The organism is Vibrio sp. YIC-376 (genome assembly GCF_052353105.1).
Classification (GTDB): domain Bacteria; phylum Pseudomonadota; class Gammaproteobacteria; order Enterobacterales; family Vibrionaceae; genus Vibrio.
Genome location: NZ_JBBWFK010000008.1, coordinates 197,891 through 224,572, shown reverse-complemented (window position 1 = coordinate 224,572; position 26,682 = coordinate 197,891). Strand labels below are relative to the sequence as shown.

Genomic DNA, 26,682 nt, shown 5'->3' with positions numbered 1-26,682 from the left:
TGAACATGTTCAAAAACCTTTTTGCTAACCTGCAAAAAGTTGGTAAATCATTGATGCTTCCAGTGTCAGTGTTGCCAGTTGCAGGTATTCTACTGGGTGTTGGTGCTGCCCATCTGAGTTTCATTCCAGATATTGTTTCTAGCCTAATGGAACAAGCTGGTGGTTCAGTATTTGGCCAAATGGCTCTGCTATTTGCTGTCGGTGTTGCTCTAGGCTTCACAAATAACGATGGTGTTGCAGGTCTGGCTGCTATTGTAGGTTACGGTATCATGACGGCGACACTAGGCGTAATGGCTGGTGTTATGGGCGTTGAAAAAATCGATACAGGTGTTCTAGGTGGTATTTTGAGTGGTGGTTTGGCTGCTTGGGCATTCAACCGCTTCTTTAAAATCCAACTTCCAGAATACCTTGGCTTCTTTGCGGGTAAACGTGCTGTGCCAATCATCACAGGTTTCGGTGCGATCATCCTAGGCGTTATCCTTTCTGTAATTTGGCCACCAATCGGTAGTGGTATCAGTGCATTCTCTCACTGGGCTGCAAACCAAAACCCACAGTTAGCATTTGGTATCTACGGTATTGTTGAACGTTCTCTAATTCCATTTGGCCTACACCACGTGTGGAACGTACCTTTCTTCTTCGAAGCAGGTAGCTGTGTAAACGCGGCTGGTCAAGCTCAGCACGGTGTACTTACTTGTTACCTGGTTGCTGACGAAGCATCTCGTATTGCTGGTAATGGCTTCGGTCAGCTAGCGGGTGGCTACATGTTCAAGATGTTCGGTCTTCCAGCGGCAGCAATTGCTATTGCTCACTGTGCGAAGCCTGAAAACCGCGCGAAAGTGCTGGGTATCATGGTGTCAGCTGCGTTGACTTCATTCCTAACTGGTATCACTGAGCCTATCGAGTTCTCATTCCTATTCGTTGCTCCACTTCTATACGGTATCCACGCTCTTCTAGCTGGTTCTGCATACGTCGTTTCGAATACTCTAGGATTTGTACACGGTACCTCTTTCTCTCACGGCCTTATCGACTTCTTAGTTCTGTCTGGTAACGCTAAGAACATGCTTCTGATGATTGGTGTTGGCCTTGTTTACGCCGTTATCTACTACGTAGTGTTCCGTGCAGTTATTACTGCTCTTGACCTGAAAACTCCTGGTCGTGAAGACGAAACTGAAACGGTATCAACAACTTCAGGCTCAGACATGGGTGGTGAGCTAGTAGCCGCATTCGGTGGTAAAGCTAACATTACTGGTCTAGATGCGTGTATTACTCGTCTACGTGTTGCAGTAGCGGATACTGCTGCTGTTGACCAAGACAAACTTAAAAAGCTAGGCGCAGCAGGTGTTGTAGTTGTAGCTGGTGGTGTTCAGGCTATCTTTGGTACTAAGTCTGATAACCTAAAAACTGAAATGGATGAGTGGATTCGTAACCACGGCTAATCACAGTTGTCCATGAAAGACTTGAAAGGAGGCTTCGGCCTCCTTTTTTAATGTTTGTGTTGTGCATCATGGGACTCTACTTACGGATACGCTACGGGGCCAATCTATACCTATTGAAAGGCGTTACTTTATTGGAAAGCCTGCCTGCATTCGTGTGATTTTAAACTCATCTTTACTTTTTTGAGTGTTTCCATACATCCTTCTTACTCATCGTTGACATAATTAAATCCACACGTGTTTGAATTGTGCACGTTGTTTTTTTTAGAATTGATAAGCGTGTATGAAGACGAAATTAATACTAGCAGCGGGACTTCTGTCTAGCGCTGCAATGGCTGCTAATCAGCCTGCTAATCTGGCTGTTGGTATGGCAGTTGATCAGCAATTGAGTGTGGTTGTTGAGATCGATAAAACGTATCGTGGGATAATTGGTAACGATGGTATGGCTTTTGACTACATTGCCAAACGCGGTTCGTTTGACCAGAGCGTTCCTGTGACGTGGTACGTCGGTGTAGGTGGTTGGTATGAGTGGGACGATGAGTTTGGTCTTCGTGTACCACTTGGTGTGAATTGGAATCTATCACAAGGTTGGGACGTGTACGCACAACTTCATCCTGAGCTTGATCTTTACAAAGGTGCTGATTTGCAACTTGGTGGAGCGTTTGGTGTGAAATACAGCTTCTAGTTCAGCATCAATGAAAAATGCCGGCTTTCGAGCCGGCATTTTTATTCTAGGCAATAAATGTTATTGCTTGTTCATTGCGCGCTTTATGCAAACCGCAGCACCACCCCAGGTAATACCCAGACCAATAACCATCATGATGATTGCACTGATTGTCATTTTGTTGTCTCCTTACGGTTTACTGCGTTAATTAATAGCCCGAAGATAAATAGCGCAGCGATAATTGCCCAACCTAACGTCAAGTCATAACCGCCATAGCCTTCAGTAAATAGAGCGTATAGCTTAGTCGCTAAGATAATCGCTAACATGGCAGGGGTTACGAAACGCAAGCAGATTTCAAACCATTGACCCACAGAGAAATCAGAACGTTCGTTAACGTAGCCGCGAACTTCAGCAACGCGATTAAGCAACCATGCCATCAATACGATTTCTACCAGACCACCAACCATGATACCGATGTTATTCGCGAAATGGTCAACCAGATCCAACAGTAGTAGACCACCATTGGTTGCAAATGCCATTGATACGATGAAACCAGTGCCGATAACTACGTTTGCAGCTTTCTTACGAGTCCAGTTCAATTTATCGATGATCGCAGATGTTACTGCTTCCATGATCGAAATGTGGGAGCTTAAGCCTGCTACAACCAGAGCAAAAAAGAACAATGGACCAAGAATGTATGGAGCTGGTAACAGGTTAATTGCCGCAGGTAATGTTACAAACGCTAGGCCCACACCAGCAGAAACTACTTCTGTTAACGGTTTACCTTGCTCTTGAGCCATGTAGCCCAACACAGAGAAGATCATGATGCCCGAAAGAATAGAGAAACCACAGTTGATCAATACAGTCATAAACGCATTGTTTGTGATGTCTGATTTCTCTGGTAGGTAACTAGAGTAGGCTAGCATGATGGCAAAACCGATACTTAGGGTGAAGAAAATCTGACCATAAGCCGCTGCCCAAACTTTGACGTCCCAAATCTTACTGAAATCAGGCTCGAACATGTAATTCACACCAGCCAAAGCACCTGGTAAGAAGATCATGCGACCGATTAGGAACAGAACCATCAGGAACAAGATTGGCATCATGATCTTTGATGCACGCTCGATCCCTGATCTTACGCCGCTGGCAATTGCGACATAAGTTACTGCCCAAGCAATCACCATAGACAATGCGATTTTCCACTGAATGCTACCTAAGCTAGTTGGTGAATTGTCACCCAACTTAAGGTATTCACTAAAGAAGAAAGCGTTGGTATCTGCTCCCCAGCTTTGGCTGAACGACATGCCAAAGTAAGAGATAGACCAACCAATTACTGCTACGTAGTAAACGGCGATTGTTGCAGCAACACCAACCTGAAACCAGCCAAGCCATTCAAATTTTGAATGGATTTTAGCTAATGTCTTTGGTGCTGAACCTCGGTATTTTTGTCCCATACTGAACTCTAGGATCATAAATGGAATACCTGCAGTGATCATGGCAAAAAGGTAAGGTATAAAAAATGCGCCGCCGCCATTTTCATATGCCATGTATGGGAAACGCCAAATGTTACCCAACCCGATGGCTGATCCTACTGCTGCTAAGATGAACCCTGCTCGGGATCCCCATTGTTCTCGCTTCATATTTGACTCCTATACGACTCCCTAAGGAATGAAGCTCTCCTTGTAAGCAGCAAGGCAATTTTTTAGAAGTAAGGACAACTGTTATCCATCAGTTTTCATGTCCTAAATTCTAAGTTGTTATTTATTTGCCAAGTTATATGCTGCTTAACTCAAGAGAAATTAGAGTTTAACTCTTAGATTGTTGATGTGTGTTTGATAAAACTGAAATATTTATCTGTTTTCGTTATTCAGACTAACTTCTAATAATAATAAGCGCAACAGATTCTAAATGTTAAGTTTAGTATTTTGTTTGGTTTTAATGTTGTTAAACGAAACCTTGTTAGGGGATATTTGAGAATATCTGTATTAGCTTTGAAATAAATAACTGCTAAATCAATGTCAATATGGTCATATGGACTATTTTGATTGTTTAGGGCGTACGTCTAGCTTTTGTACATCCACCTAGATGATGTTTCCTCAATCTGTTGCAGTTAAAAGCGAAAGCTAAATCCGATATTCGATTGAAATTGGTTCATCCAGTCAGTGTCATATTTGATAATACAGTTTGAACCTTCTGACGGTAATGTACACGCACCAGAAGTATCGTTATCAACTACTGTACCCAGCCATCGTAGTTGTGCGGTGAGAGCAAACGTTTTTGAGTATTCATATTCAGCGCCCGCAAACAAACTTGCCGAAAAACCGTATTTTTTGTCCGCCCAGTTAACATCATTATAAGAACCACCTATTCCAGCCCCAATGTATGTCTGCCAGCTTGGAGTAACAGGATAGGAGATGCTGCTTTGAAATTGCAGATAGTGAATGTTTGCAGAGTTTGATAGCTCTTTTATTTCTGTTGGCTGATAAGAATAAAAAAGCCCAATCTTACCTTGGAGAAAGGTCGTTTCTACCGCTAATGCATAGTTTGCTGCACCATCAATATCGTAGCTATTGCCACTTTCATCTTCAACCTTGCCTCCTGCTGCGTAACCAAGAAATGGGGTAATGATGAGATTAGCTTGAGCGTTAGCAGCAATACTTAATAACATGCCTCCAAGTAAGCCGCTTAATTTATTCTTCATGTGCTATCTCCTTATTATGAATAAGCTAATTGTGATGCCTTAGTCAAAACCGTGTGAACAAATTAAGCAATTCTTGAAGATGTTTCACACTGGTGTTATTAATTTGTTACAGATAAAGGAGGTGTTTATGGAACACGATCTCAAGTCCGCACTTATCATTGTAGCCGTAGTTTTCGCAGTACTTCTTTCGTTTGGATTTACTGCGATTATGTCGGCTTAATCTAGGCGACGAGTGTTAGAAGGCGTGAGCCGATGATACGTAACAGCGGTATAATTACTGATAGCCATACTGAACTTGATATAGACGTTTATGAGCATTTCAGGCATGGCAAAACTGCTCTTGTCACGCAAGGTGGAGGGCAGAGAGGGATTTTTACCGCTGGAGTGCTTGACGCATTTTTACTCTCCAATTTTGATCCTTTTGATGAATTTTATGGTACTTCTGCGGGCGCATTAAACTTGTGCCCGTACTTATGTCGCCAACACGGCATGGGTAAGGCTTTCATTACTGAACTCACCACCTCTCCAGAGTTTTTTAATCTCTTTCAGTATATTCGTAATCAGCAGTATTTAGGGCTCGAGTGGGCGCTACACAGAATTCAAGAATTTCCATATAAACTCGACCTTGACTTAGGGCGTAAGACTTTAGGTAATAGACGAGCCTTTGCGGCTGTCACCAACGTAGAGACGCTGTCCGACCAGTATCTTCCGATGCTTGGAGACTCCTGGTTTACTACTATGCTGGCAACATGTGCGATTCCTAAACTGTATCTTGGTCCAGTTGATTTGAATGGACATAAGTTTGTCGACGGTGGTGTGTCTGCTTCTATCCCTGTTCAGGAAGCGTGGAGACAGAATGCGCGTAATATCATTGTCATCCGAACTGAACCTTTCTCTGAAACGGAAGCAAGGGCACAAAGTGAAATCGGAGATAGGCCAGTGCAGTGGTATCGAGAGTCGATCAACTCGGTTCAGCAATCATGGCAACAAAAAGTCAGTCAATGGAAGTCGGATTGGTCATCATTCTTCCAGCAAAAGATAAGTGTCGCTCATCAATCCAAACTTTCCGGGAAAATGCTATTGAATGGCGGAAGATGGCTGTTTGGCGCGGATAATCTTTATCGCTTGAGTCACCTTATTGGAGAAAATTTTGATTCTGGTTTAGCGGACATGCTTATGATCCATTACCAGACGTTTGAGCTTACTCAGGCGTTTCTATCTACGCCTCCTGATGATACTTTTATCCTGCAAATCGCTCCTAAAGAGGGGCTTTTGTCCTCTTCCTTGTTAAGTGAACATGACGCCTTAGAGCATGATTACCAACTTGGGTTGCAGGCTGGTTATAACTTTGTCCAGCTTTACGACCAGCTTGATCTCAATGCTGATGGTCGGGAAAGTGCTTAGTACCAGCCGCAATTTTGGGATTGAAAAAAGGGCTCCAGTTGGAGCCCTTAATGATTGTAATCGGATAGGTTACGCAGAAAGAATCCGCATGCAGTTGGTCGAGCCCACCACATCCATTACATCACCTTGAGTAATAATGACTAAATCACCGTCGTCTAGAAGTCCTTTCTCTTTGATGCAAGTGATTGCAGCTTGCGCAGTGGGTAATCCTGCATCCCCTTTATAGTTAAAGTAAACCGGCGTAACACCTCTATATAAAGCGGCGCGATTCAGTGTCGATTCATTTCTTGATAACGCAAAAATAGGCAAACCCGAGCTCAGGCGTGACATCATTAAGGCAGTTCTGCCAGATTCGGTCAAAGAGATCATCGCTTTGATGCCTTCCATGTGGTTAGCAGAGTACATGGTTGCCATTGCAATGGTTTCTTCTGCTGTCTCAAAGGTTCGATCTAAGCGATATGACGATAAACTTGCCTCAGACATTTTTTCAGCACCAAGGCACACTTCAGCCATTGATTTTACTGTTTCTACAGGGTAAAGACCCGCCGCAGTTTCACCCGATAGCATCACTGCATCAGTGCCATCTAAGACGGCATTAGCCACGTCCATCACTTCCGCACGGGTTGGCATCGGATTATTGACCATCGACTCCATCATTTGGGTTGCGGTAATAACGATACGGTTTAGGCTGCGCGCTCGACGGATGAGTTTTTTCTGTACCCCAATCAGTTCCGGGTCTCCGATTTCTACCCCTAAGTCACCGCGAGCCACCATGACAACATCTGAGGCTAGAATGATATCGTCAATCGACTCATTACTTTCTACGGTTTCGGCACGCTCTACTTTGGCCACCAACTTAGCTTCTAAACCTGCGTCACGAGCTAAACGACGTGCATAGTGCATATCTTCGCCATTCCGTGGGAACGAAATTGCTAGATAATCGACTTTAATCGCAGCAGCAGTAAGAATATCTGCTTTGTCTTTTTCAGTCAGCGCATCGGCAGATAAGCCGCCACCTTTTTTGTTGATTCCCTTGTTATTAGATAACGGGCCACCAACAGTGACGCGAGTATGGACTTTATTTCCTTCTACACTGGTGACTTGTAATTGCACCCGACCATCGTCAAGAAGCAGAATATCGTTTGGTGCGACATCTTGCGGCAGCTCTTTGTAGTCTAAGCCTACAGTCTCTTGATCACCTTCGCCTTTCGGCAAGTCGCTGTCTAGGGTGAATCTATCACCTACTTTTAGATTGATTTTGCCGTCTTTGAATGTGGAAACGCGGATTTTAGGGCCCTGTAAGTCGCCTAAGATCGCAACCTGACGGCCTAATTTTGCTGCAACTGCACGTACTCTGTTGGCGCGCTGAATGTGATCTTCACTGCTACCGTGTGAAAAGTTCATTCGTACAACGTTAGCGCCTGCCTTGATGATCTCCTCAAGTACATTGTCTTTATCTGTTGAAGGTCCGAGAGTGGTGACGATTTTTGTTCTTCTCAATTTGGCAGTCATAGATTCTCCGAAGAATGCTAGTGTGGGACAAGGTAACTCGAAATCTGTGTATTAAGTATACTCACTAGAATAGAGGCATTAAGATGAACACGAGTAAAAAGTGATCCACTTTGATATAAATCTAAGCCCATATCTCAGCCCAACATAGCCGTGTGACAGAGATTGTCTCAAGTTTCACCCCTAATTCGGTAAATGAAATAAGTTACTTTTCACACAATTTAGCAGCTGTAGATTCTTAGTTATTTGATTGAATACACAAACATACAGGTTTATGCGTGATGCTTGTCACGGGGATTTATTAATTCACTTCACAATTACTTCGCAAAGTAAAAAAATTGTCGGGTTATAGAATTTTGGAGTGCAAGATGTACATGGCTCAACCAGGCCATATTGATCATATCAAACAGGTCAATGCTGGTCGTGTATATAAATTAATTGATCTAAAGGGTCCAATATCTCGAATTGATTTATCAAAGCAAAGCGAGCTTGCGCCTGCGAGTATCACCAAAATCACTCGAGAATTAATTGAAGCACACCTGATTCATGAAACCACAGTTCAAGAAGCGACGAGCCGTGGTCGTCCGGCAGTGGGATTACAAGTCAATAATGAAGGCTGGCAATTCCTGTCGATGCGTTTGGGGCGTGGCTATCTGACGATTGCGCTCCACGAACTTGGCGGTGATGTGTTGATCGATACCAAAATCGAAATTCACGAACTTGACCAAGATGATGTGCTCGAACGCTTACTCTATGAGATTGATGAATTTTTCCAAACCTACGCCGATCAGCTAGGTCGTGTTACCAGTATTGCGATTACTCTTCCTGGTCTTGTGAATTCAGAGCAAGGCATAGTGTTGCAAATGCCGCACTACAATGTCGAAAATCTCGCGTTGGGGCCAGAAATATACAAAGCCACAGGTTTACCAGTATTTGTTGCCAACGATACACGAGCTTGGGCACTAGCGGAAAAACTGTTCGGTCACTCAAAAGAGAATGAAAACTCCGTTCTGATCTCTATTCACCATGGATTAGGCGCCGGTATTATTCTGGATGGTCGTGTTCTACTTGGTCGCCACGGTAACATTGGTGAATTGGGACACATACAGATCGATCCGAATGGAAAACGTTGCCATTGTGGAAATATCGGCTGTTTAGAAACGGTTGCGAGTTCACAGGCTATCCGCGAAGAAGTGGTGATGCGGATTGCCAATGGTGAGGAATCAAGTCTTGCCGAACAAGAAGAAATGACCATCGAAAGCATATGTGAAGCGGCGGCTAATGGTGATCCTCTTGCGGTTGATGTGATCGAAAAACTGGGAGGTTATCTGGGTGCTGCAATTGCGATTGTGATTAACCTTTTTAACCCGGAAAAGGTTTTGATTGGTGGCGTTATCAATCAGGCAAAAGATGTGCTCTATCCAGCGATTCGTCGTTGTATTGAAGAGCAGAGCCTGCCGGTCTATCACCAGGACCTGGAACTGGTTGAGTCGCGCTTCTACAAGCAAGCAACGATGCCAGGTGCTGCGCTGGTAAAACAAGCGTTGTACGATGGGCAATTGTTGATGAAAGTGGTAGAGGGATAACCCTTTATTCATTTTATATCTGACATAGGAAAGGGATGAGGCTTGAATTCTCATCCCTTTTTGTTATCTGCCTGGTTCCAAACGCTAGTGAACTAGTGAAAGTCGCGTGATTTGCTTTGTAACTCCGCCAGGTGATGAGTGCAGTCGATCAGTCTGCCAGCGATCACGTGTGTGACATCTCCCTCTATCTCTAAAATTCCCTTTACCATCATTACCTTTGATGTGAGATAAGCTTGTTTTTGTGCACGGGCGGTAGCGCTCCAAACCACGACGTTAATATTTCCCGTATCGTCTTCCAGAGTAATGAAGGTGACACCGGCAGCGGTGCCGGGAGATTGCCGACCAGTGACCAGACCCACAACGGTCACCAGTGATTTATGCTCTTTCTCGACAAGCTGTTTCATGCGGGTAAAGTGAGGCAGCTTGCCTGCTTGCTCTAGCAGGGTAATCGGATGGCGATTGAGAGAAAGCCCTGTACTGGCATAATCTTCGATCAGGTTTTCATACTCCGAAGGCTGCGTTTGATAGTCAGAAACTGGCTCTTGCACATCATAAAATAAAGGTAAGTCCGATAGTGAGTCCATGGCCGCCCAACGTGCACTATAGCGATTGCCTGATAATATCTGGAAAGCATTTGCGGATGCCAACAGTTCGATATCACGACGGCTTCGCAAGATTTGTTTTATCTCCTGAATTGAACGATAACCCTTGTTAGGGCGATGTTTAACGAGTCGGGTTGCGCTCTCTTCATTGAAACCTTTTACTAGGCGAAAGCCAAGTTGCACACCCAGACGACCGTTTGGACGTCTAGTAAGGTGGTGCTGATAGAGTGAGTGGTTGACACATACCGGCAAAACTTCAATGCCGTGACGACGAGCATCCTGCACCAGTTGCGAAGGGCTGTAAAAACCCATTGGCTGGCTATTCAGTAGCGCGGTATAAAACTCGGCGGGGTAGTAGTACTTCAGCCAAGATGAACAATACGCCAGCACCGCAAACGAAGCCGAATGACTTTCGGGGAATCCGTATTCACCAAAGCCGCAAATTTGCTCGAAGATGCGTTCAGCAAACGCTAAATCGTAGCCTCGCTCTCGCATACCATCGATCAGCTTCGGTTTAAACTTGGCAAGATCACCATTCTTTTTCCAGGCCGCCATCGCCCGACGTAGCTGATCCGCTTCACCGCCACTGAAACCTGCTGCGACCATTGCCAGTTTGATCACCTGCTCCTGAAAAATCGGCACCCCCATGGTTCGTGCTAATACACTTTCCACTTCTTTTGATGGGTAACTCACCGGCTCTTCTTTATTACGCCTTTTAAGAAAGGGGTGAACCATATCGCCTTGAATTGGACCCGGACGTACAATCGCAATCTGAATCACCAAGTCGTAATAACAGGCGGGTTTCAAGCGAGGCAGCATACTCATTTGTGCTCTGGATTCGATTTGAAAGACACCGACCGTGTCTGCTTTCTGGATCATGCGATAAACATCAGGATCGTCCTGAAGTCGGGTGATCTCTGCAATGGAAAGCGATCGCTGGTGGTGCTTTTCGACCAGTTGAAAGCACTTTCTGATCGCATTCAACATGCCTAATGCGAGCACATCGACTTTGAGTAGTTTTAAGCTTTCTAAATCGTCTTTGTCCCATTGAATGATGGTGCGATCTTCCATGGCCGCATTTTCTACCGGAACTAACTCGTATAACGGTCCGGACGAAATCACGAAGCCACCCACGTGTTGAGACAGATGACGAGGAAAACCGATGATCTCGTTCACCAGTTGAATAAATTGCTGTCCCTTGAGTGACTCCGGGTGTAATCCGAGCTCAACAATCTGCGCTTGCCAGCCTTGGCTACGATCACGGCGATTCACGTTCTTAATGAAAAAGTCGAGTTGGGTTTCTTCTATTCCCAGAGCTTTACCTACTTCTCTGACTGCGCTTTTAAAGCGATAGCTGATCACGGTTGCTGCCAGAGCCGCTCGCTCTCGACCGTATTTTTTGTAGATGTATTGAATGACTTCTTCGCGACGTTCATGCTCAAAGTCGACATCAATATCCGGTGGCTCATCTCGCTCTTTACTGATAAATCTTTCGAACAGCACAGCAATTTGCCTTGGGTCAACCGAGGTGATTTCCAGGCAATAACACACCACAGAGTTCGCTGCAGAGCCTCGTCCCTGATAGAGAATGCCTTGCTTTTTCGCGAACATCACAATGTCGTGGATCGTTAAGAAGTAATAGTGGTATTTCAGATCTTTTATTAACGCGAGTTCATTCTCGATCGTTTTCTGAATGTCTTCTGGTACGCCATTAGGAAAACGTCTTTTCTTTCCGCGTTCGACTAACATGCGCAGGTAAGAGTCTGGTGTGTAACCGTCAGGGATCAATTCAGCAGGGTATTCGTATTTCAGATCGCCCAGCTTAAATTCACACAAATCGGCGATGTACTTGCTCTCTGCAATCCACTCTGGTTTGTAGACACGGGAAAGTTTGTTGAGTGGTCGCAAAGCACGTTCAGCATTGGTAATTCGTTCAAACCCTAGTTTGTCGACACTACAGCCGTGTTTCACTGCTGTTAGCACGTGTTGTAATGGTAGACGTTCGACCGAGTGCATGAGTACGCCGCCACAAGCAGTGATGGGTAACTGGAACTCATGGGCTAGGCTTTCACAATGAACGATATACGCCGTATCATCGCCACCAAGATGACGCTGGATTGCAACCCACAAACGGTTTTCATGATGTTGCTTTAACCAACGCCCCCAGTAATGGTCGCTGTTTTGATGAGTCGGTAACCACAGGACAAAGCAACGTTGAATCGACATCAAATCCCATTCAGAGAGTTGATAACTTCCTTTTTCACTGCGTCGTCTTGCGTTAGTGATGATACGGCACAGCTCTGCATAGGCTTGGCGACATGGACACAGTAAAACCACCTGGCATTCATCATTGAGCCAAAACATGCTGCCAACGATTTGTTTGATGTCGAGCTTATGTTGTTTGATCGTGGCGTACGCTTTTACTACGCCAGCGACGGAACATTCATCAGTGATCGCGATGGCCTGATAGCGATAAAAGGCTGCTTGCAGCACCAGCTCTTCTGCATGAGAAGCACCCGTAAGAAAAGAAAAATTGGACTGACAAAACAGTTCTGCGTAATTCATAACGACTTAACAAAAATAACTATAGACTTAACAAAAATACCCGTGAAGAAACCAATGCTTATGCTGATCGCGAAACACCCATAACCAGCGACCTTGTCTGGTGTGCGCAATGTAGTAATCGCGCATGATCTCATCGCCATCCCACCACCCTGAAACAATTCGCTCAGGTCCATGCACCAGTGACACCTGCTCCTGGAGAGGTATCGGTGTGGGTAATTGCATCGCAGGACGCAGCAATTGGGGAATCGACGTAATCGTGACATCGGGTTCATCGGCGGGGCGATACTGGCAGGCTTTCTCTGGTCTTGGGTCACAAGCAATCTCTGGCTTGAGTACGGAACGTTTCCCCAGTTTGGCCTGCAGCAAAGAGAGCAGTTCTAAGCTATTCATTTGGCCTTTCTGCCCGGCAAAAATATCGCAAGCACTGCTTATAGGCTCTCCCTGACGGATAACCTGTAAAGTCAAGCCAACCACTGGGCCATTGAGTGTCAGAGATTCCAGGCTCAAACTGGCGAGTTGCAACCAGCGTTGGGATAAGTAATCACCTTGAGCAGAAGTGAGTGGAAGGTACTGCTCTTGTTTATCTCGTTGGTGAAGTGTCAAACGGAGCTCAAAGGCGACTTTGTCTCTCAGCTTCAGAAAGGTCTCGAGTTGACGAAGTAACGTCACTAGCGGTTTTTCGACCCATTGAACATTTTCGAGCTCAAATAACAGCTCCAAATACACCTGAAATGATTCTGTTGGGTGATAAAAATCGACAGGGTGTTTAAATTGACCTGTTAGTCGACCCACGTAGTTAACTAAATCAATATCAAAACGGCGAGCGATGTCTTGCAGTGGCAACTCAAGCAGGTCTTGTAATGTGTTTACACCGACACGCTGCAATTTATCAACCGTAACAGTCGATAAATCAGTCAGTGTCAGCGGCACAAGATCGAGAGATTGCTGGATGAATTCACGGTTCTCACTGAGTTGGTTACTTCCAGACAGCGCCATTAGCTTGGCGGCAAATGGCGAAAACCCACAGCCAAACTGAAAAGTCAGTTTTAAAGTGGCTAAGTGAGAGGTGACTTTGCGCCAGTAGTTTTGCAACCCTTCATATAGACGGAGCATTGGCGTTACGCGTAGCAGGAGCCCCTTATTGGGCATCAATACCACATCAGATGTGATCAGATACAGCCACTGGGCAATCTCCTGCAACTTATTCAGCTCGGTTTGCGGATGGTAAGGATGCACTTGTAAGTCACGACACAAAGAAGCTGCACTACCAAGTCCCATATCGGGTTTAATACCTTGCTGCTCCGCGATGTCATTGTATTGAATGATGCGGCCGCGTTGGCTTTCGACAATCACCACTGGCTGTGTTTGGCTATTACCAAACAGTGTGTCCAATTGCAGGCGAGGGAAGTGCAAATAAATCCATAAAGACATGCGCTTACCCTTGATTGGCTAAAGGGAAATGTACCACTGTCGACGGAGTATGCTCCTTAGCCGGTACCACCAATTGTGGATAATGATGTTGGAAGTTAATGTCTACCTGACCTTTGCTCCAGCCACCTTTACGTTTTAACACTTCAACACTGACACCTTGCTCGTGGCCTTGTAGTTTCAAACTCAGTGAAACAGGTAAAGACAAACGATTCGTCATATTGGGCTTGAGCATAAACAGAGGACAAGAACCCTGCTCGCTGGCGACTTGCAGGCGCTTAACCTGATGGATCTCGAGTTCCTCTTGCCACAGTAATACATTGGTACACACACCACTTTTTAGGCACTGCTCCGCTGCCCAGAGCGCGTCACGCTGGTGGTCAGGTGTGACGACCCAGACTTGATTAATATCCAAGCCGATGCTGTGCAGGAAGAGTGAATTCATCAGGGCAGGGGGCTGAATAAACGCAGTGACGCCTCTGGCCATAGAGGATTTCAAATAAGGCGCTAACAGACGCAATTCACCAATGCTGCCGACGGATTCCATTTCGACCACTCCATGAGGTGGAAAACCACCACCAAGCAGAGTGTCCAACTTAGGAAAGCCAGAGCTGTTGAGGAACTGATGTGAGTCCGATTTGGTTAAATTTGCTTGCCAAACAAGATGTTGGCTCTTTAAGTGCTGAATAATATCTTGCATAGCTAGGTCAATAGAACTTAATTACCTGTATATATGTACAGTATATTTCTATGGCGGAAAGTCGCAAGATTTTTGTGGAGAGAAAAATGAAAAAAGGCAGCGTTTGCTGCCTTTTCAATCGGTTATGTGAAGGAATTCGAGCAGAATCACTTGCGCTTCGGTTGTGCATCAATGCACTGACCATTCACATCGGTCACACTTGGATCCATCAGGTGTAGGTATAGCGGCATCAGATCCTGCGGTGTTTTTAGCTGGTTTGCATCTTCACCTGGGTACGCTTTTTCACGCATGCGAGTACGTGTAGCACCCGGGTTGATTGCGTTAACACGGATTGGTGTATCACTTAGCTCATCAGCAAGGACTTGCATCATGCCCTCTACTGCGAATTTCGAGATAGCATATGGACCCCAGAAAGCACGACCAGAGTGACCAACGGTAGAAGATGTAAAGATAATACGACCTGCTTCAGACTTGCGCATCACAGGTAGTAAAGCTTGGGTCATCAGAACCTCTGCCTTTACGTTGATCTGCATGATGTCGTCGAAGTCATCTTCCTTGATTTGTTCGAATGGGCAAAGTGTGCTCAGAACGCCTGCGTTGTGCAGCAGGCCATCGAGGCGACCAAATTGACCTTCAATGGTTTCCGCCATATCAATGTAGTTCTGTTTTGTTGCCCCTTTTAGATCAAGAGGAATAATGGCGGCTTGTGGGTAACCAGCAGCTTCAATTTCATCGTAAATGGATTCAAGATTTTGAACGTTTCTGCCCAATAAAATCACCGTTGCACCGTGCTTTGCGTATGAAAGTGCGGCTTGACGGCCAATACCATTACCTGCACCGGTAACAAGAATTACTTTATCTTTTAAGGCATCTGCTGAAACGGAGTAGTTCACGGTGTTTAATCCTTATTATTGTAAGAGGGTCCATGATAGTTAATTGACGCTAAAATACGCCGGTTTCTCAATGGAAAATCTTGGTAATCGTGACAAGATGGTTACAATACACCAATTCATGTGTTATACCAATTCCAGAACTATAGGTATGTTATCTGAGTGCAATCAGTACTAGTGGTTACACACTTCGTTAGTCTCTAACTGATTTTCTACGCACCATACCTGACACACATGCTGGAGTGAGATAAAGGAGCTCTCATTGGAATTTATATTAGATTACGGTCTATTTTTGGCCAAGATTGTCACATTCGTTGCTGCGATCTTTGTCCTGATTATTCTTGTCAAATCGGCTGGTGGAAAGTCGGGTGCAGCCAAAGGTGAACTCGAGATCACCAACCTTTCTGAACAGCATAAACAGTCGGTTGAGCAATTAGAACACCACTTACATGACGAGGCTTTCATCAAAGCTCGTGATAAAGCCGTTAAGAAAGAAGAAAAAGAAAAGAACAAATCACGCGAGAAAGAAATCAAACAAGCGAGTAAAGAGGGAGCGTTAGACAGCAAACGCGAACCACATCTGTTCGTTCTGGACTTCCATGGCAGCATCGATGCGAAAGAAGTGAATTCATTGCGTGAAGAGATCACTGCTATTCTCGCTGTTGCGCGTGAAGGAGATGAAGTTTTACTTCGTCTGGAGTCGGGCGGTGGTATGGTACATGGCTACGGTTTAGCGTCTTCACAACTTGATCGCATTAAAGCGGCGGGATTGCCATTAACGATTTCCGTGGACAAAGTGGCTGCCAGTGGTGGTTACATGATGGCTTGTGTCGCCGATAAAATTGTTTCCGCGCCGTTCGCGATTGTTGGATCGATTGGTGTTATTGCACAAATTCCAAACTTCAATAAGTTATTGAAGAAACACGACATTGAGTACGAACAGCTGACTGCCGGTGAGTACAAGCGTACGCTGACCATGTTTGGTGAAAACACCGATAAAGCACGTGACAAGTTCAAGCAAGAACTGGAAGAAACTCACGTATTGTTCAAAGATTTTATTCGTGAGCGTCGCCCAAGCTTAGAGTTGGAAAAAGTGGCAACTGGTGAACACTGGTTTGGCACTCAAGCAAAAGAGCGTGGTTTGGTTGATGAAATCGGTACGTCTGATGATCTCGTTGTCGCCGCATGTAAAGATAAAACGGTATTAGCGGTTCATTACGTACAGAAGAAAAAACTGGCAGACAAGCTGGTTGGCGTTGCCGGAAAAATCGCAGACGGTGTGATCTTAAAGTTGGCAGAGCGTGGTCAAAAGCCAATCGTGTAATCACATAAGAGTGATATCCAATTTGAATATGGCGAGGGTGAAGGCTCTCGCCATTTTTATTTACATTTTAAAATTCTTTTATAAATAAAATTGCTTATGTGGTGTGATGCATTGCATGACATTTTTCCTCGCCCGAGAAGGCAATTTCCCTTATAATGCGCGCCTCGAAAACCGAGCAAATTGCTAAAAAGAAATAATAGGTGGAGAAGAACATGTCCTCTCAAACTCCGGTTGTAACCGTAGATGGACCTAGTGGTGCAGGTAAAGGCACTCTGTGTATGTTGCTGGCGAAAAAGTTGGGTTTCCAACTCTTAGACTCTGGCGCGATTTATCGAGTACTTGCACTCGCTGCTATTCACCATGGTGTTGATACTGAGTCTGAAGATGCGCTTGTCCCACTGGCAACACACCTAGATGTGCAATTTATCGCTGAAGGTGACCTCGTTAAGGTGATTCTTGAAGGCGAAGATGTTTCAGGTGAGCTTCGTAAAGAAGAAACGGGAATGGCTGCATCTAAAGTTGCTGCTTTACCACGTGTTCGTGAAGCGTTATTACGTCGTCAGCGTGCATTTGAAGCCGCTCCGGGCCTGGTCGCTGATGGTCGTGATATGGGAACCGTTGTTTTCCCGCATGCACAAGCGAAAATTTTCCTTGATGCGAGCGCTGAAGAACGTGCAAATAGACGCCTTAAACAGTTGCAAGGTAAAGGGTTAGATGTTAGATTTGCTGACCTTTTGAGCGAGATCCAAGAGCGTGACGACCGAGATCGTAACCGCCCAGTGGCACCACTACGCCCTGCAGAGGATGCGCTTGTGCTAGATTCTACGTCGATGACTATCGACGAAGTGGTAGAAAAGGCACTACAATATATCGAATCGAAGCTAGCTGAGTGATGATGCTCATCTAAGCTAAGAGCGTTGGTCGCAAGGATGATGACCGGCGAATTTAATAACCCCATGTGGTAGGACACCCGTGGACGTTTAATTTATTGAAGATTAAATAAATGACTGAATCTTTTGCTCAACTCTTTGAAGAGTTTCTAAACGAAACAGAATTCCAACAAGGCAGCATCGTTAAAGGTACTGTAGTAGCTATCGAGAACGGTTTCGTTCTTGTTGACGCTGGTCTTAAGTCTGAATCTGCTATCCCTGCTGAACAGTTCAAGAACGCTGCTGGCGAACTTGAAGTTGAAGTTGGTGCACAAGTAGACGTAGCTCTAGACGCTGTTGAAGATGGTTTCGGTGAAACTCAACTTTCTCGTGAGAAAGCTAAGCGTCACGAAGCTTGGATCGTTCTTGAGAAAGCTTACGAAGAAGCTGAAACTGTTGTTGGTATCATCAACGGTAAAGTTAAAGGCGGTTTCACTGTTGAACTAAACGGTATCCGTGCTTTCCTTCCTGGCTCTCTAGTAGACGTACGTCCAATCCGTGACACTGCTCACCTAGAAAACAAAGAGCTAGAGTTCAAAGTTATCAAACTTGACCAAAAACGTAACAACGTAGTTGTTTCACGTCGTGCAGTTATCGAATCTGAGAACAGCGTTGAACGTGACGAGCTTCTAGAAACTCTACAAGAAGGTTCTGAAGTTAAAGGTATCGTTAAGAACCTTACTGACTACGGTGCGTTCGTTGACCTAGGTGGCGTTGACGGTCTTCTACATATCACTGATATGGCTTGGAAGCGCGTTAAGCACCCATCTGAAATCGTTAACGTTGGTGACGAGATCCAAGTTAAAGTTCTTAAGTTCGATCGTGAGCGTACTCGCGTATCACTAGGTCTTAAGCAACTAGGCGAAGATCCATGGGTAGCAATCGCTAAGCGTTACCCAGAAGGTCACAAACTATCAGGTCGCGTAACTAACCTAACTGACTACGGCTGCTTCGTTGAAATCGAAGAAGGCGTTGAAGGTCTAGTTCACGTTTCAGAAATGGATTGGACTAACAAGAACATCCACCCATCTAAAGTTGTTAATGTTGGCGACGAAGTTGAGGTTATGGTTCTTGAAATCGACGAAGAGCGTCGTCGTATCTCTCTAGGTCTGAAACAGTGTAAAGCTAACCCATGGCAGTCATTCGCTGAAGCACAAGCTAAAGGCGACAAAGTTACTGGTAAGATCAAGTCAATCACTGACTTCGGTATCTTTATCGGTCTAGAAGGCGGCATCGACGGTCTAGTTCACCTATCTGACATTTCTTGGAATGTTGCTGGCGAAGAAGCAGTACGCGAGTACAAGAAAGGCGACGAGATCTCTGCAGTTGTTCTAGCAGTAGACGCTGAGCGTGAGCGTATCTCTCTAGGCGTTAAGCAAATGGAAAACGACCCATTCAATGCTTACGTTGCTGACAACAAGAAAGGTATTCTAGTTAACGCTACTGTAACTGCAGTTGACGCTAAAGGTGCTACTGTTGAAATCGCAGAAGGCGTTGAAGGTTACATCCGTGCTTCTGAAGTATCTCGCGATCGCGTAGAAGATGCTTCTCTAATCCTAAGCGCTGGTGATGTTGTTGAAGCTAAGTTCACAGGTGTAGACCGTAAGAACCGCGTAATCAACCTATCTATCAAAGCTAAAGACGAAGCTGACGAGCAAGAAGCAATGGCATCTATCAACAAGCAAGATGACAATGCATTCGGTAACGCAATGGCTGACGCTTTCAAAGCAGCTAAAGGCGAATAATATACTCGCTTAAGCAAAAAAGGAGCCGCAAGGCTCCTTTTTTATGTTTATTGCAATAAAAGTAGTAATACTAATACCAGTAAACTATCTTAATAAAAGACATTTCTTCATTGCATATTTTGCGTAAAAATTGTCTAGAATTACTAGCAAGTGTTTGTTGGAATTAGTATTACTTACTATAATGAGTGATAAAGATACTCAAAGAGGGCAACTATGACTAAGTCTGAACTGATTGAAAGACTCTGCGCTGAGCAAACACATTTATCAGCGAAAGAGGTAGAGGATGCTGTAAAAGATATTTTAGAGCACATGGCCTCTACACTAGAAAGTGGGGACCGTATTGAGATCCGCGGCTTTGGTAGTTTTTCTCTTCATTACCGCGAACCTCGCGTAGGTCGTAATCCTAAAACGGGTGACAAAGTGGAATTAGAAGGTAAATTCGTCCCACATTTTAAACCTGGCAAAGAACTTCGTGAGCGCGTAAATCTTGGTATTTAATGCTCTCTTATTAGTTTGAAAAAGCGGCATACTTTGTGTATGCCGCTTTTTTATAAATCCCCAAGTAAAACTTATCAGAAGAATTCCCTGGGCATCCTTGTTGATTTAAGTGGCGATAAAGTATCGCGTTTCTGAACTGAACCCAGAGATATGGTTTTGATGACCTCGGTGGAGCAGATAACTTCAAAAGTGTGTCTACAAACCGGACATCTTGAGGTTACTTGGGTATAGATTATTGCTAATATACGTGGTCTGAAGAAAAATTTTACTGCATAATCTGACCTACTTACTCCTCTAAGGGTGATGTAACATGAAAATTATAAAAATCGCTGCTGTATTTGCTCTCTTTTTAATTGCGCTAGCTCTAGGCTCACAAAACCAAGATGTTGTGACCTTTAATTATCTTTTAGCAAAAGGAGAGTTCCATTTATCAACGCTATTAGGCGTGGTATTTGTTGTTGGTTTTGCTTTGGCATGGGCTATCTTTGCTAGCATCCAACTTAAGACTCAACTTCAAGTTCGCCGTCTGAAAAAGAAATTGAAAAAGTACGAGCCAGTTAAAGCAGAAGCCACTGCTAAACCTGCTATCGACAAACAGGCATAAGGATAAGGCTTCACTTTAATGCTTGAATTACTCTTCTTGTTATTGCCTATAGCTGCTGCGTATGGTTGGTACATGGGGCATCGCAGCGCTCAGCAAGACAAGCAGAAGCAATCACATCAAATTTCCCGTCAATACATGACGGGTCTTAACTTGCTGCTTTCTGATCAATCAGACAAAGCGGTAGACCACTTTATAGAATTGCTCCAAGTCGATAACGAAACCATAGATACCCACCTTGCTCTGGGTAACCTGTTTCGTTCTCGTGGGGAAGTGGACCGTGCAATTCGCATTCACCAAAATCTTATTTCTCGTTCAGGTCTGACTCTTGATCAGAAAAACCTTGCACTTCAGCAGCTTGCTAAAGACTACATGGTCTCTGGTTTTTTAGACCGTGCGGAAAAGATATTTGAGCAGTTAGTGGAAGAGCCTGATCATCGAGAGGGGGCGCTTCAACAGCTCGTGACAATTTACCAGCAAACTCGCGAATGGGAAAAAGCGATTCACTACGCGAATCAGTTGGCAAAAGTGAGTAACAAGCGTTCACTCATGCGTACCAACATCGCGCATTTTTGGTGTGAAATTGCCATGTTGGATCAAGCAGATGGCAATAAGAGCAAAGCGGTTCAGCATTTTAAAAAGGCACTCTCTGAAGACCCTAAATGTGTTCGAGCCAGTATTGCGTTGGGGCGTATTTACTTAGAGTCCGAAGATTACAAACAGACCATCAAATATTTAACTTCAATCTTGGATCAAGACAAAGACTTTATCAGTGATGTCTTGCCTACGATTGCAGAATGCTACCATCACCTAGGGCAAGAAGATGAGCTGGTGGAGTTCCTTCGTGCCTGTATCGATAAGAAAGCAGGGGTCTCTGCTGAATTGATGTTGGCGCAGCTAGTCGCTCATCACGAAAGTGTGGGTGCTGCACAGGAGTTGCTGACTAAACAGCTTCTAAAAAATCCAACTATGAAAGGCTTCTATCGTTTGATTGATTACCATATTGCAGAGGCTGAAGAGGGCCGTGCAAAAGACAGTCTCTCAACATTGCAAGCCATGGTTGGTGAACAGTTAAAAGTGAAGCCGCATTATCGATGCAGAAAGTGCGGTTTTTCTACCCAATCCCTTTATTGGCATTGTCCTTCATGCAAGGGGTGGGGGACAATCAAACCAATCCGAGGATTGGATGGTGAATAATTTTAATGCAGCTGACAGGTTATTTGTCCGCTGCATTTTTTTAGCCTTATGTTTAATAAGTAAAAAAGTAACAAAATAATTAGGAGATGAAATGATCGACCAAAAAGTTATTGTCGCACTGGATTATGATAACCAAGCGGATGCGCTTGCATTTGTAGATCGCATTGATCCTGCGTCATGCCGTTTAAAAGTCGGCAAAGAGATGTTCACACTATTTGGTCCTGATTTCGTACGTGAACTCCACAAACGTGGCTTCTCAGTATTTTTGGATTTGAAATTTCATGATATTCCAAATACTTGTTCAAAAGCAGTGCGTGCAGCGGCTGAACTGGGTGTTTGGATGGTGAATGTTCATGCAAGCGGCGGTGAACGCATGATGACAGCGTCACGTGAGATTCTTGAACCGTATGGTAAAGATCGTCCACTGCTTATTGGTGTCACCGTGCTCACCAGTATGGAACAGAGTGATTTGGCTGGTATTGGTTTGAATGTTGCGCCTCAAGAGCAAGTGATTCGCCTGGCGACTCTGACGAAAAATTCAGGCCTTGATGGCGTTGTATGTTCAGCGCAAGAAGCTTCGTTATTGAAGGGCGAGCTTGGTCAAGAGTTTAAGTTGGTGACTCCTGGCATCCGTCCTGCTGGATCTGAGCAAGGCGACCAGCGTCGTATTATGACACCAGTTGACGCAATTCAAGCTGGCTCTGATTACCTTGTCATTGGACGCCCTATCACTCAGGCGGAAGATCCGGCAGCGGTATTGAAGTCAATCAACGACAGTTTGGCGAACATGTAATTATCATATCTCGATATGAATAAGGCGAAGCATTAATGCTTCGCCTTTTTGATTTTAAATCAGGCAACTTTAGGAGTAGGTTTAATGCTCTACGGTCAATCGGCTTTGGGCTAGGGCATAACACTATATCGGTCACAGTTTCACAACATAACGAGCTATGATAAACAGAAAATGCAAGCATGTGTTATTGATGGGTTGCGTTACAAATAGGTTACGAATACTATGTCGAGGATGCATTTACTGCGTTGTAAGGTCTAGGATGACCTAGTGAATCTCATTGATATCAATATAGAAGTTGTCAGGACGTCGCTTCATATTATACTCCTCTTACTTTCTTATTTGCGTGCAATATTTCTCGCAGATTTTGTGAGCTTCACTCACGGTCTTCCTTGTACCAGCCTTAGATCGCAATCATAACAAGGAAGAAAAATGACAAAGAAACTGCCATTTTCAGTACTTGCGATATTAACCGCTGCCAGTTTTCAACTGAATGCGGCTGAATTGCCAGCTGATATTGAATGGACCTCAAATAATAACGAGCCCCTGTTTGCTTCAGAAGAAGCAGTTCATGGTGGCACTTACCGTACTTATATCGAAAGCTTTCCACAGACATTACGTAGTGTTGGTCCTGATGCCAATTCCGGCTTGCGTCAATACCTAATGGACGGCACCCCCAAAATGGCTCAACGCCATCCAAATACTGGCAAATGGATTCCACAACTTGCGAAGGCATGGGCGTTTGGTGAAGACAATAAAACGGTTTATTTTAAGCTAGATGAAACCGCAAAATGGTCTGATGGTGAGAAGATTACCGCCGACGATTACGTGTTTATGATGCAGTACTACACGTCGAAAGACATTATTGACCCTTGGTACAACGACTTCTTCACGAACAGTATCGTGAGCGTAGAAAAGATCGATGACTATACCATCCGTGTTAACCTAGCTGTTGCACAGAGCCATGACTCTCTTATGGTGATGATCAATATGCCGAGTAATGGTTTTCAGCCTCGTCCAAAGCACTTCTTTGAAGGTGAAAAAGACGAAAATAAAGATGGCATGCCAGATAACTTCGTCCGCAAGTTTAACTTCAACGCAGAACCGACGGCTGCACCTTATTACCTGGATGACGTGAAAAAGGGCAAAAGCGTAACGTTCAAACACGTTGGAGAGGATTGGTGGGGTTATAACAACCGTTACTATAAGAATCGCTACAACGTTGACAAAGTGCGTATTACTGTCATTCGCGATCCTGATATTGCCCTGAAGCACTTTGAAAAAGGCAACCTGGATTACTTTGAAATGGTATTACCTAGTTACTGGCACGATAAAACGAACGGTGACGTTTATAAGAACGGTTACATTGAGAAATATTGGGGATTCAACCAAGCTCCTCAAGGCGCGGGTGGCATATGGATGAATACAGCGATGCCTTTGCTTGATAATCTTGAAGTGCGCAAAGGTATTATGGTGGCTACCGACTTCGACGGTATGATTGAAAACATCATGCGCGGCGATTACTCACGTAAGCCTCATGGCCTGGGTTTTGGACACGGTGAATACGATGATCCAAACAATACACCACCAAAATTTGATGTGGATGCGGCAGTTAAGCATTTTGAAAAAGCAGGTTTTGATACCATTGGAGCAGATGGCATTCGTGTGAATGACAAGGGCCAACGTTTAAGCTTTGCAATCACATACGGATCGAACTCCTATACGCCTCGCATCGCTTTTCTGAAAGAGCAAGCCAAATTGGCTGGCCTTGAGTTTACACTTAATCTGGTTGACGGTTCGTCAGCATTTAAGTACATCCTAGAGAAAAAACACCAACTGGCGTTCTTGAACATGGGATCGGGTGAAATTCCGGCATACTGGGAGTATTTGCACTCAGATAACGCGAATAAGCCTCAGACTAACGCTCATACTAACTTTAGTAGTCCTGAACTGGACAAGTTGATCGAGGCATATGATGCTGAGTTTGATCAGCAAAAACGTTTCGATCTATCACACCAGATTCAAGATTATGTGACCCAAGCAAACATCATCGTTCCTGGGTATATGGTGCCTTATTCGCGTGTGGCTCATTGGCGTTGGGTGAAAATTCCAAAAGATGGAATGACTAAGGCAACGGAATGGGTTCTTCATCCAATGGATATTGGTAACTTTTGGATTGATCCTGAAGTTAAGAAAGAAACGGAAAAAGCGATGAAAAACGGCGAAACTTTCCCTGAAGTGAGCGTTGTTGATGATCGTTACAAGTTATAGTTATCGTTTTAACTTATAAATAGAAGCTCCGGATCGATGATTCGGGGTTTTTTATTATCGCGTTTCCTGGATTGACTATCTAACCAAATATGAAGCCTCTAAAAGATAGGTTTTCACATCCCCAAGCGAAGAAAATGCTTGGTCGATTGTTTTAAACCGTTCATCGATAGAGTCACTCGAGATGATGTAATTAAATGTTTTTACTGAGAAAGCTTCGTTTGTTTTGAAAAAACGATGAACATTTTCTAGTTGAACTTTATGAATGTGCTCAACCTTGTTTAGTGCACTGGATAGATCCGAAATGTTAATTGACATTGCTACTCTAAAATCTTATCTATGGTGAAAAACTGAACATGTAATACAGTTTTATATTTCTTGGTAGAATAGCATCAGAAAATAAGTGGTGGACTGATGAAGATCAAGTTGTTCTATTCGCTTATCTGTCTTAGATAAGGTAATGATATTTATTCTTATTTAATTTATTAAGCATTATAATGGATGAAAAAAAACAATTAGCCCTTCATATTAATGTACTTGAGTATATTAATCTAAAATTAGTTTTATTATCTAGATTAAGTAAAAATTATGTTTCTATTGCATAAATATTAAATGAATAAAAAGTGTGACAAAGGTCATAATCTGATTTTTTTGAACCGTTAAATTGGTTTTGTTACCGATGATTTCAGAATATTCTAGAGCAATATCACAACATATGATTTCTAATCCATCTCATAAATTATATTTTGTTAATAAACTTTACATTTCAACAAATTATTACTATTTTTACTTGATGGATTTTTGGGTTTGGCTTTATGAAGTACTTAGTTACCGGCGCTGCTGGTTTTATTGGTAGTGCAACTGTTAAAAAACTTAATGCACTAGGGCACGAAGTGGTCGGAGTTGATAATCTCAATGATTACTATGATGTACAGCTCAAACATGCAAGATTACATTTCATAAATAACCCGTCATTTCGTTTTTTTCCTATTGATATTTCAGATAAAGAAGAAATAGAAGCTCTGTTTGAAAAAGAGAATTTTGATCGAGTCATTCATCTTGCTGCACAAGCAGGCGTGAGATATTCAATAGAAAACCCTCATAGTTATGTTGAATCTAATTTAACAGGCTATTTAAATATACTCGAAGGTTGTCGTCGGAATAACATTCAACACTTGATTTACGCTTCTTCCAGTTCCGTTTATGGATTGAATAATAAAGTCCCATTCTCTACGTCAGACAGCGTTGATCATCCAGTCTCTCTTTACGCCGCGACAAAAAAATCGAATGAGTTAATGGCTCATTGTTATTCTCATCTCTATCAAATTCCTACTACTGGATTACGATTTTTCACAGTATATGGTTCTTGGGGGCGTCCCGACATGGCTCCTTTTATCTTCACCAAGAAGATACTGGAAGGAGAAACGATCGACATCAACAACAATGGGGATATGTGGCGTGACTTTACACATATTATCGACATTGTTGAAGGTATCGTACGCATCGCAGATGTCATTCCTGCCAAAAATGAACAATGGAAGGTGGAGAGCGGATCACCAGCGAGCAGCTCTGCGCCTTTCGCGGTATACAATATCGGTCATGGTTCACCTATCAATCTTATGGATTTTATTAAGGGGATAGAAGATGAGCTCGGTATTGAAGCTAAAAAGAACTTCAGAGAAATGCAACCGGGGGATGTGTATCGGACGTACGCGGATACTGAAGATCTTTATGCGGTGACTGGATATAGACCAGCGGTATCGATAAAAGAAGGTATTGCAGAGTTTGTTTCTTGGTACCGAGAGTTTTATAACAAGTAAAATGAGTTATTGTATTGCTATAGGGTTT

At 43.9% G+C, this 26,682-nt stretch carries 23 protein-coding genes; 14 read left to right on the top strand and 9 right to left on the bottom strand.

Going from position 1 to position 26,682, the window contains the following annotated elements; genetic code table 11:
* Positions 1–5: 5 nt before the first annotated feature.
* Both ptsG and WJM94_RS16540 read left to right on the top strand, forming a co-directional pair.
* Positions 6–1,436 (top strand): PTS glucose transporter subunit IIBC, encoded by a 1,431-nt coding sequence (ptsG, locus tag WJM94_RS16545; RefSeq protein ID WP_444495291.1) that lies wholly within the window; start codon positions 6–8, stop codon positions 1,434–1,436.
* 280 nt (positions 1,437–1,716) lie between these two features.
* A complete protein-coding gene (locus WJM94_RS16540; RefSeq protein ID WP_444495290.1) occupies positions 1,717–2,118 on the top strand; it encodes a hypothetical protein in 402 nt (133 codons plus the stop codon).
* A 60-nt stretch (positions 2,119–2,178) separates the two neighbouring features.
* Here WJM94_RS16540 and WJM94_RS16535 read toward each other — a convergent pair whose 3' ends face one another.
* The 3 genes from WJM94_RS16535 to WJM94_RS16525 all read right to left on the bottom strand — a co-directional run bounded on the left by WJM94_RS16535 (position 2,179) and on the right by WJM94_RS16525 (position 4,798).
* Positions 2,179–2,274: a MetS family NSS transporter small subunit gene (locus tag WJM94_RS16535; protein ID WP_017633863.1), complete on the bottom strand. Its 96-nt coding sequence runs from the start codon at positions 2,272–2,274 to the stop codon at positions 2,179–2,181.
* A complete protein-coding gene (locus WJM94_RS16530; protein WP_444495289.1) occupies positions 2,271–3,737 on the bottom strand; it encodes a sodium-dependent transporter in 1,467 nt (488 codons plus the stop codon). Before WJM94_RS16530 ends, WJM94_RS16535 begins: the two co-directional genes overlap by 4 nt.
* A 470-nt stretch (positions 3,738–4,207) precedes the next feature.
* Positions 4,208–4,798 carry an outer membrane beta-barrel protein gene (locus tag WJM94_RS16525; protein ID WP_444495288.1) on the bottom strand — a complete coding sequence of 197 codons (591 nt, stop codon included), beginning with the start codon at positions 4,796–4,798 and terminating at the stop codon, positions 4,208–4,210.
* Between the two features lie 127 nt (positions 4,799–4,925).
* Here WJM94_RS16525 and cydH point away from each other — a divergent pair, with 127 nt between their 5' ends.
* Entirely contained in the window at positions 4,926–5,018 is a 93-nt protein-coding gene (gene cydH, locus WJM94_RS16520) for a cytochrome bd-I oxidase subunit CydH (protein ID WP_444495287.1), read from the top strand.
* 32 nt (positions 5,019–5,050) lie between these two features.
* The gene (locus WJM94_RS16515) at positions 5,051–6,202 is read left to right on the top strand and encodes a patatin-like phospholipase family protein (RefSeq protein WP_444495286.1); all 1,152 of its coding nucleotides are present in this window, start codon (positions 5,051–5,053) and stop codon (positions 6,200–6,202) included.
* A gap of 69 nt (positions 6,203–6,271) precedes the next feature.
* Here WJM94_RS16515 and pyk read toward each other — a convergent pair whose 3' ends face one another.
* Positions 6,272–7,714 (bottom strand): pyruvate kinase, encoded by a 1,443-nt coding sequence (gene pyk, locus WJM94_RS16510; protein ID WP_444495285.1) that lies wholly within the window; start codon positions 7,712–7,714, stop codon positions 6,272–6,274.
* 365 nt (positions 7,715–8,079) lie between these two features.
* Here pyk and mlc point away from each other — a divergent pair, with 365 nt between their 5' ends.
* The gene (mlc, locus tag WJM94_RS16505) at positions 8,080–9,297 is read left to right on the top strand and encodes a sugar metabolism global transcriptional regulator Mlc (RefSeq protein ID WP_444495284.1); all 1,218 of its coding nucleotides are present in this window, start codon (positions 8,080–8,082) and stop codon (positions 9,295–9,297) included.
* 92 nt (positions 9,298–9,389) lie between these two features.
* Here mlc and WJM94_RS16500 read toward each other — a convergent pair whose 3' ends face one another.
* The 4 genes from WJM94_RS16500 to WJM94_RS16485 form a co-directional block, all read right to left on the bottom strand.
* A complete protein-coding gene (locus WJM94_RS16500) occupies positions 9,390–12,464 on the bottom strand; it encodes an error-prone DNA polymerase (RefSeq protein ID WP_444495283.1) in 3,075 nt (1,024 codons plus the stop codon).
* A 27-nt stretch (positions 12,465–12,491) separates the two neighbouring features.
* The gene (locus WJM94_RS16495) at positions 12,492–13,895 is read right to left on the bottom strand and encodes a Y-family DNA polymerase (RefSeq protein ID WP_444495282.1); all 1,404 of its coding nucleotides are present in this window, start codon (positions 13,893–13,895) and stop codon (positions 12,492–12,494) included.
* Positions 13,896–13,899: 4 nt separating this feature from the next.
* Entirely contained in the window at positions 13,900–14,592 is a 693-nt protein-coding gene (imuA, locus tag WJM94_RS16490) for a translesion DNA synthesis-associated protein ImuA (RefSeq protein WP_444495281.1), read from the bottom strand.
* Positions 14,593–14,738: 146 nt separating this feature from the next.
* Positions 14,739–15,485: a YciK family oxidoreductase gene (locus tag WJM94_RS16485; protein ID WP_444495280.1), complete on the bottom strand. Its 747-nt coding sequence runs from the start codon at positions 15,483–15,485 to the stop codon at positions 14,739–14,741.
* Positions 15,486–15,744: 259 nt separating this feature from the next.
* On the opposite strand from WJM94_RS16485, the gene sohB reads away from it, so the two are divergent.
* The 8 genes from sohB (at position 15,745) to WJM94_RS16445 (ending at position 24,837) form a co-directional block, all read left to right on the top strand.
* Positions 15,745–16,806: a protease SohB gene (gene sohB, locus WJM94_RS16480; RefSeq protein ID WP_444495279.1), complete on the top strand. Its 1,062-nt coding sequence runs from the start codon at positions 15,745–15,747 to the stop codon at positions 16,804–16,806.
* A gap of 212 nt (positions 16,807–17,018) precedes the next feature.
* Positions 17,019–17,699 (top strand): (d)CMP kinase, encoded by a 681-nt coding sequence (gene cmk / locus WJM94_RS16475; protein ID WP_444495278.1) that lies wholly within the window; start codon positions 17,019–17,021, stop codon positions 17,697–17,699.
* A 110-nt stretch (positions 17,700–17,809) separates the two neighbouring features.
* Positions 17,810–19,480: a 30S ribosomal protein S1 gene (gene rpsA, locus WJM94_RS16470; RefSeq protein ID WP_444495277.1), complete on the top strand. Its 1,671-nt coding sequence runs from the start codon at positions 17,810–17,812 to the stop codon at positions 19,478–19,480.
* A 213-nt stretch (positions 19,481–19,693) separates the two neighbouring features.
* Positions 19,694–19,978 carry an integration host factor subunit beta gene (ihfB, locus tag WJM94_RS16465; protein WP_444495276.1) on the top strand — a complete coding sequence of 95 codons (285 nt, stop codon included), beginning with the start codon at positions 19,694–19,696 and terminating at the stop codon, positions 19,976–19,978.
* Between the two features lie 310 nt (positions 19,979–20,288).
* A complete protein-coding gene (locus WJM94_RS16460) occupies positions 20,289–20,582 on the top strand; it encodes a LapA family protein (protein ID WP_444495275.1) in 294 nt (97 codons plus the stop codon).
* Between the two features lie 18 nt (positions 20,583–20,600).
* The gene (lapB, locus tag WJM94_RS16455) at positions 20,601–21,776 is read left to right on the top strand and encodes a lipopolysaccharide assembly protein LapB (protein ID WP_444495274.1); all 1,176 of its coding nucleotides are present in this window, start codon (positions 20,601–20,603) and stop codon (positions 21,774–21,776) included.
* A 91-nt stretch (positions 21,777–21,867) separates the two neighbouring features.
* Positions 21,868–22,569 (top strand): orotidine-5'-phosphate decarboxylase, encoded by a 702-nt coding sequence (pyrF, locus tag WJM94_RS16450; protein WP_444495273.1) that lies wholly within the window; start codon positions 21,868–21,870, stop codon positions 22,567–22,569.
* 429 nt (positions 22,570–22,998) lie between these two features.
* Positions 22,999–24,837: an extracellular solute-binding protein gene (locus WJM94_RS16445; RefSeq protein WP_444495272.1), complete on the top strand. Its 1,839-nt coding sequence runs from the start codon at positions 22,999–23,001 to the stop codon at positions 24,835–24,837.
* Positions 24,838–24,912: 75 nt separating this feature from the next.
* On the opposite strand, the gene WJM94_RS16440 is transcribed toward WJM94_RS16445, so the two are convergent.
* Complete coding sequence (locus WJM94_RS16440) at positions 24,913–25,152, bottom strand: hypothetical protein (protein ID WP_444495271.1); 240 nt, start codon at positions 25,150–25,152, stop codon at positions 24,913–24,915.
* A gap of 497 nt (positions 25,153–25,649) precedes the next feature.
* Between WJM94_RS16440 and WJM94_RS16435 the strand changes: the two genes are divergently transcribed.
* Complete coding sequence (locus WJM94_RS16435) at positions 25,650–26,654, top strand: NAD-dependent epimerase (RefSeq protein WP_444495270.1); 1,005 nt, start codon at positions 25,650–25,652, stop codon at positions 26,652–26,654.
* Positions 26,655–26,682 lie beyond the last annotated feature (28 nt).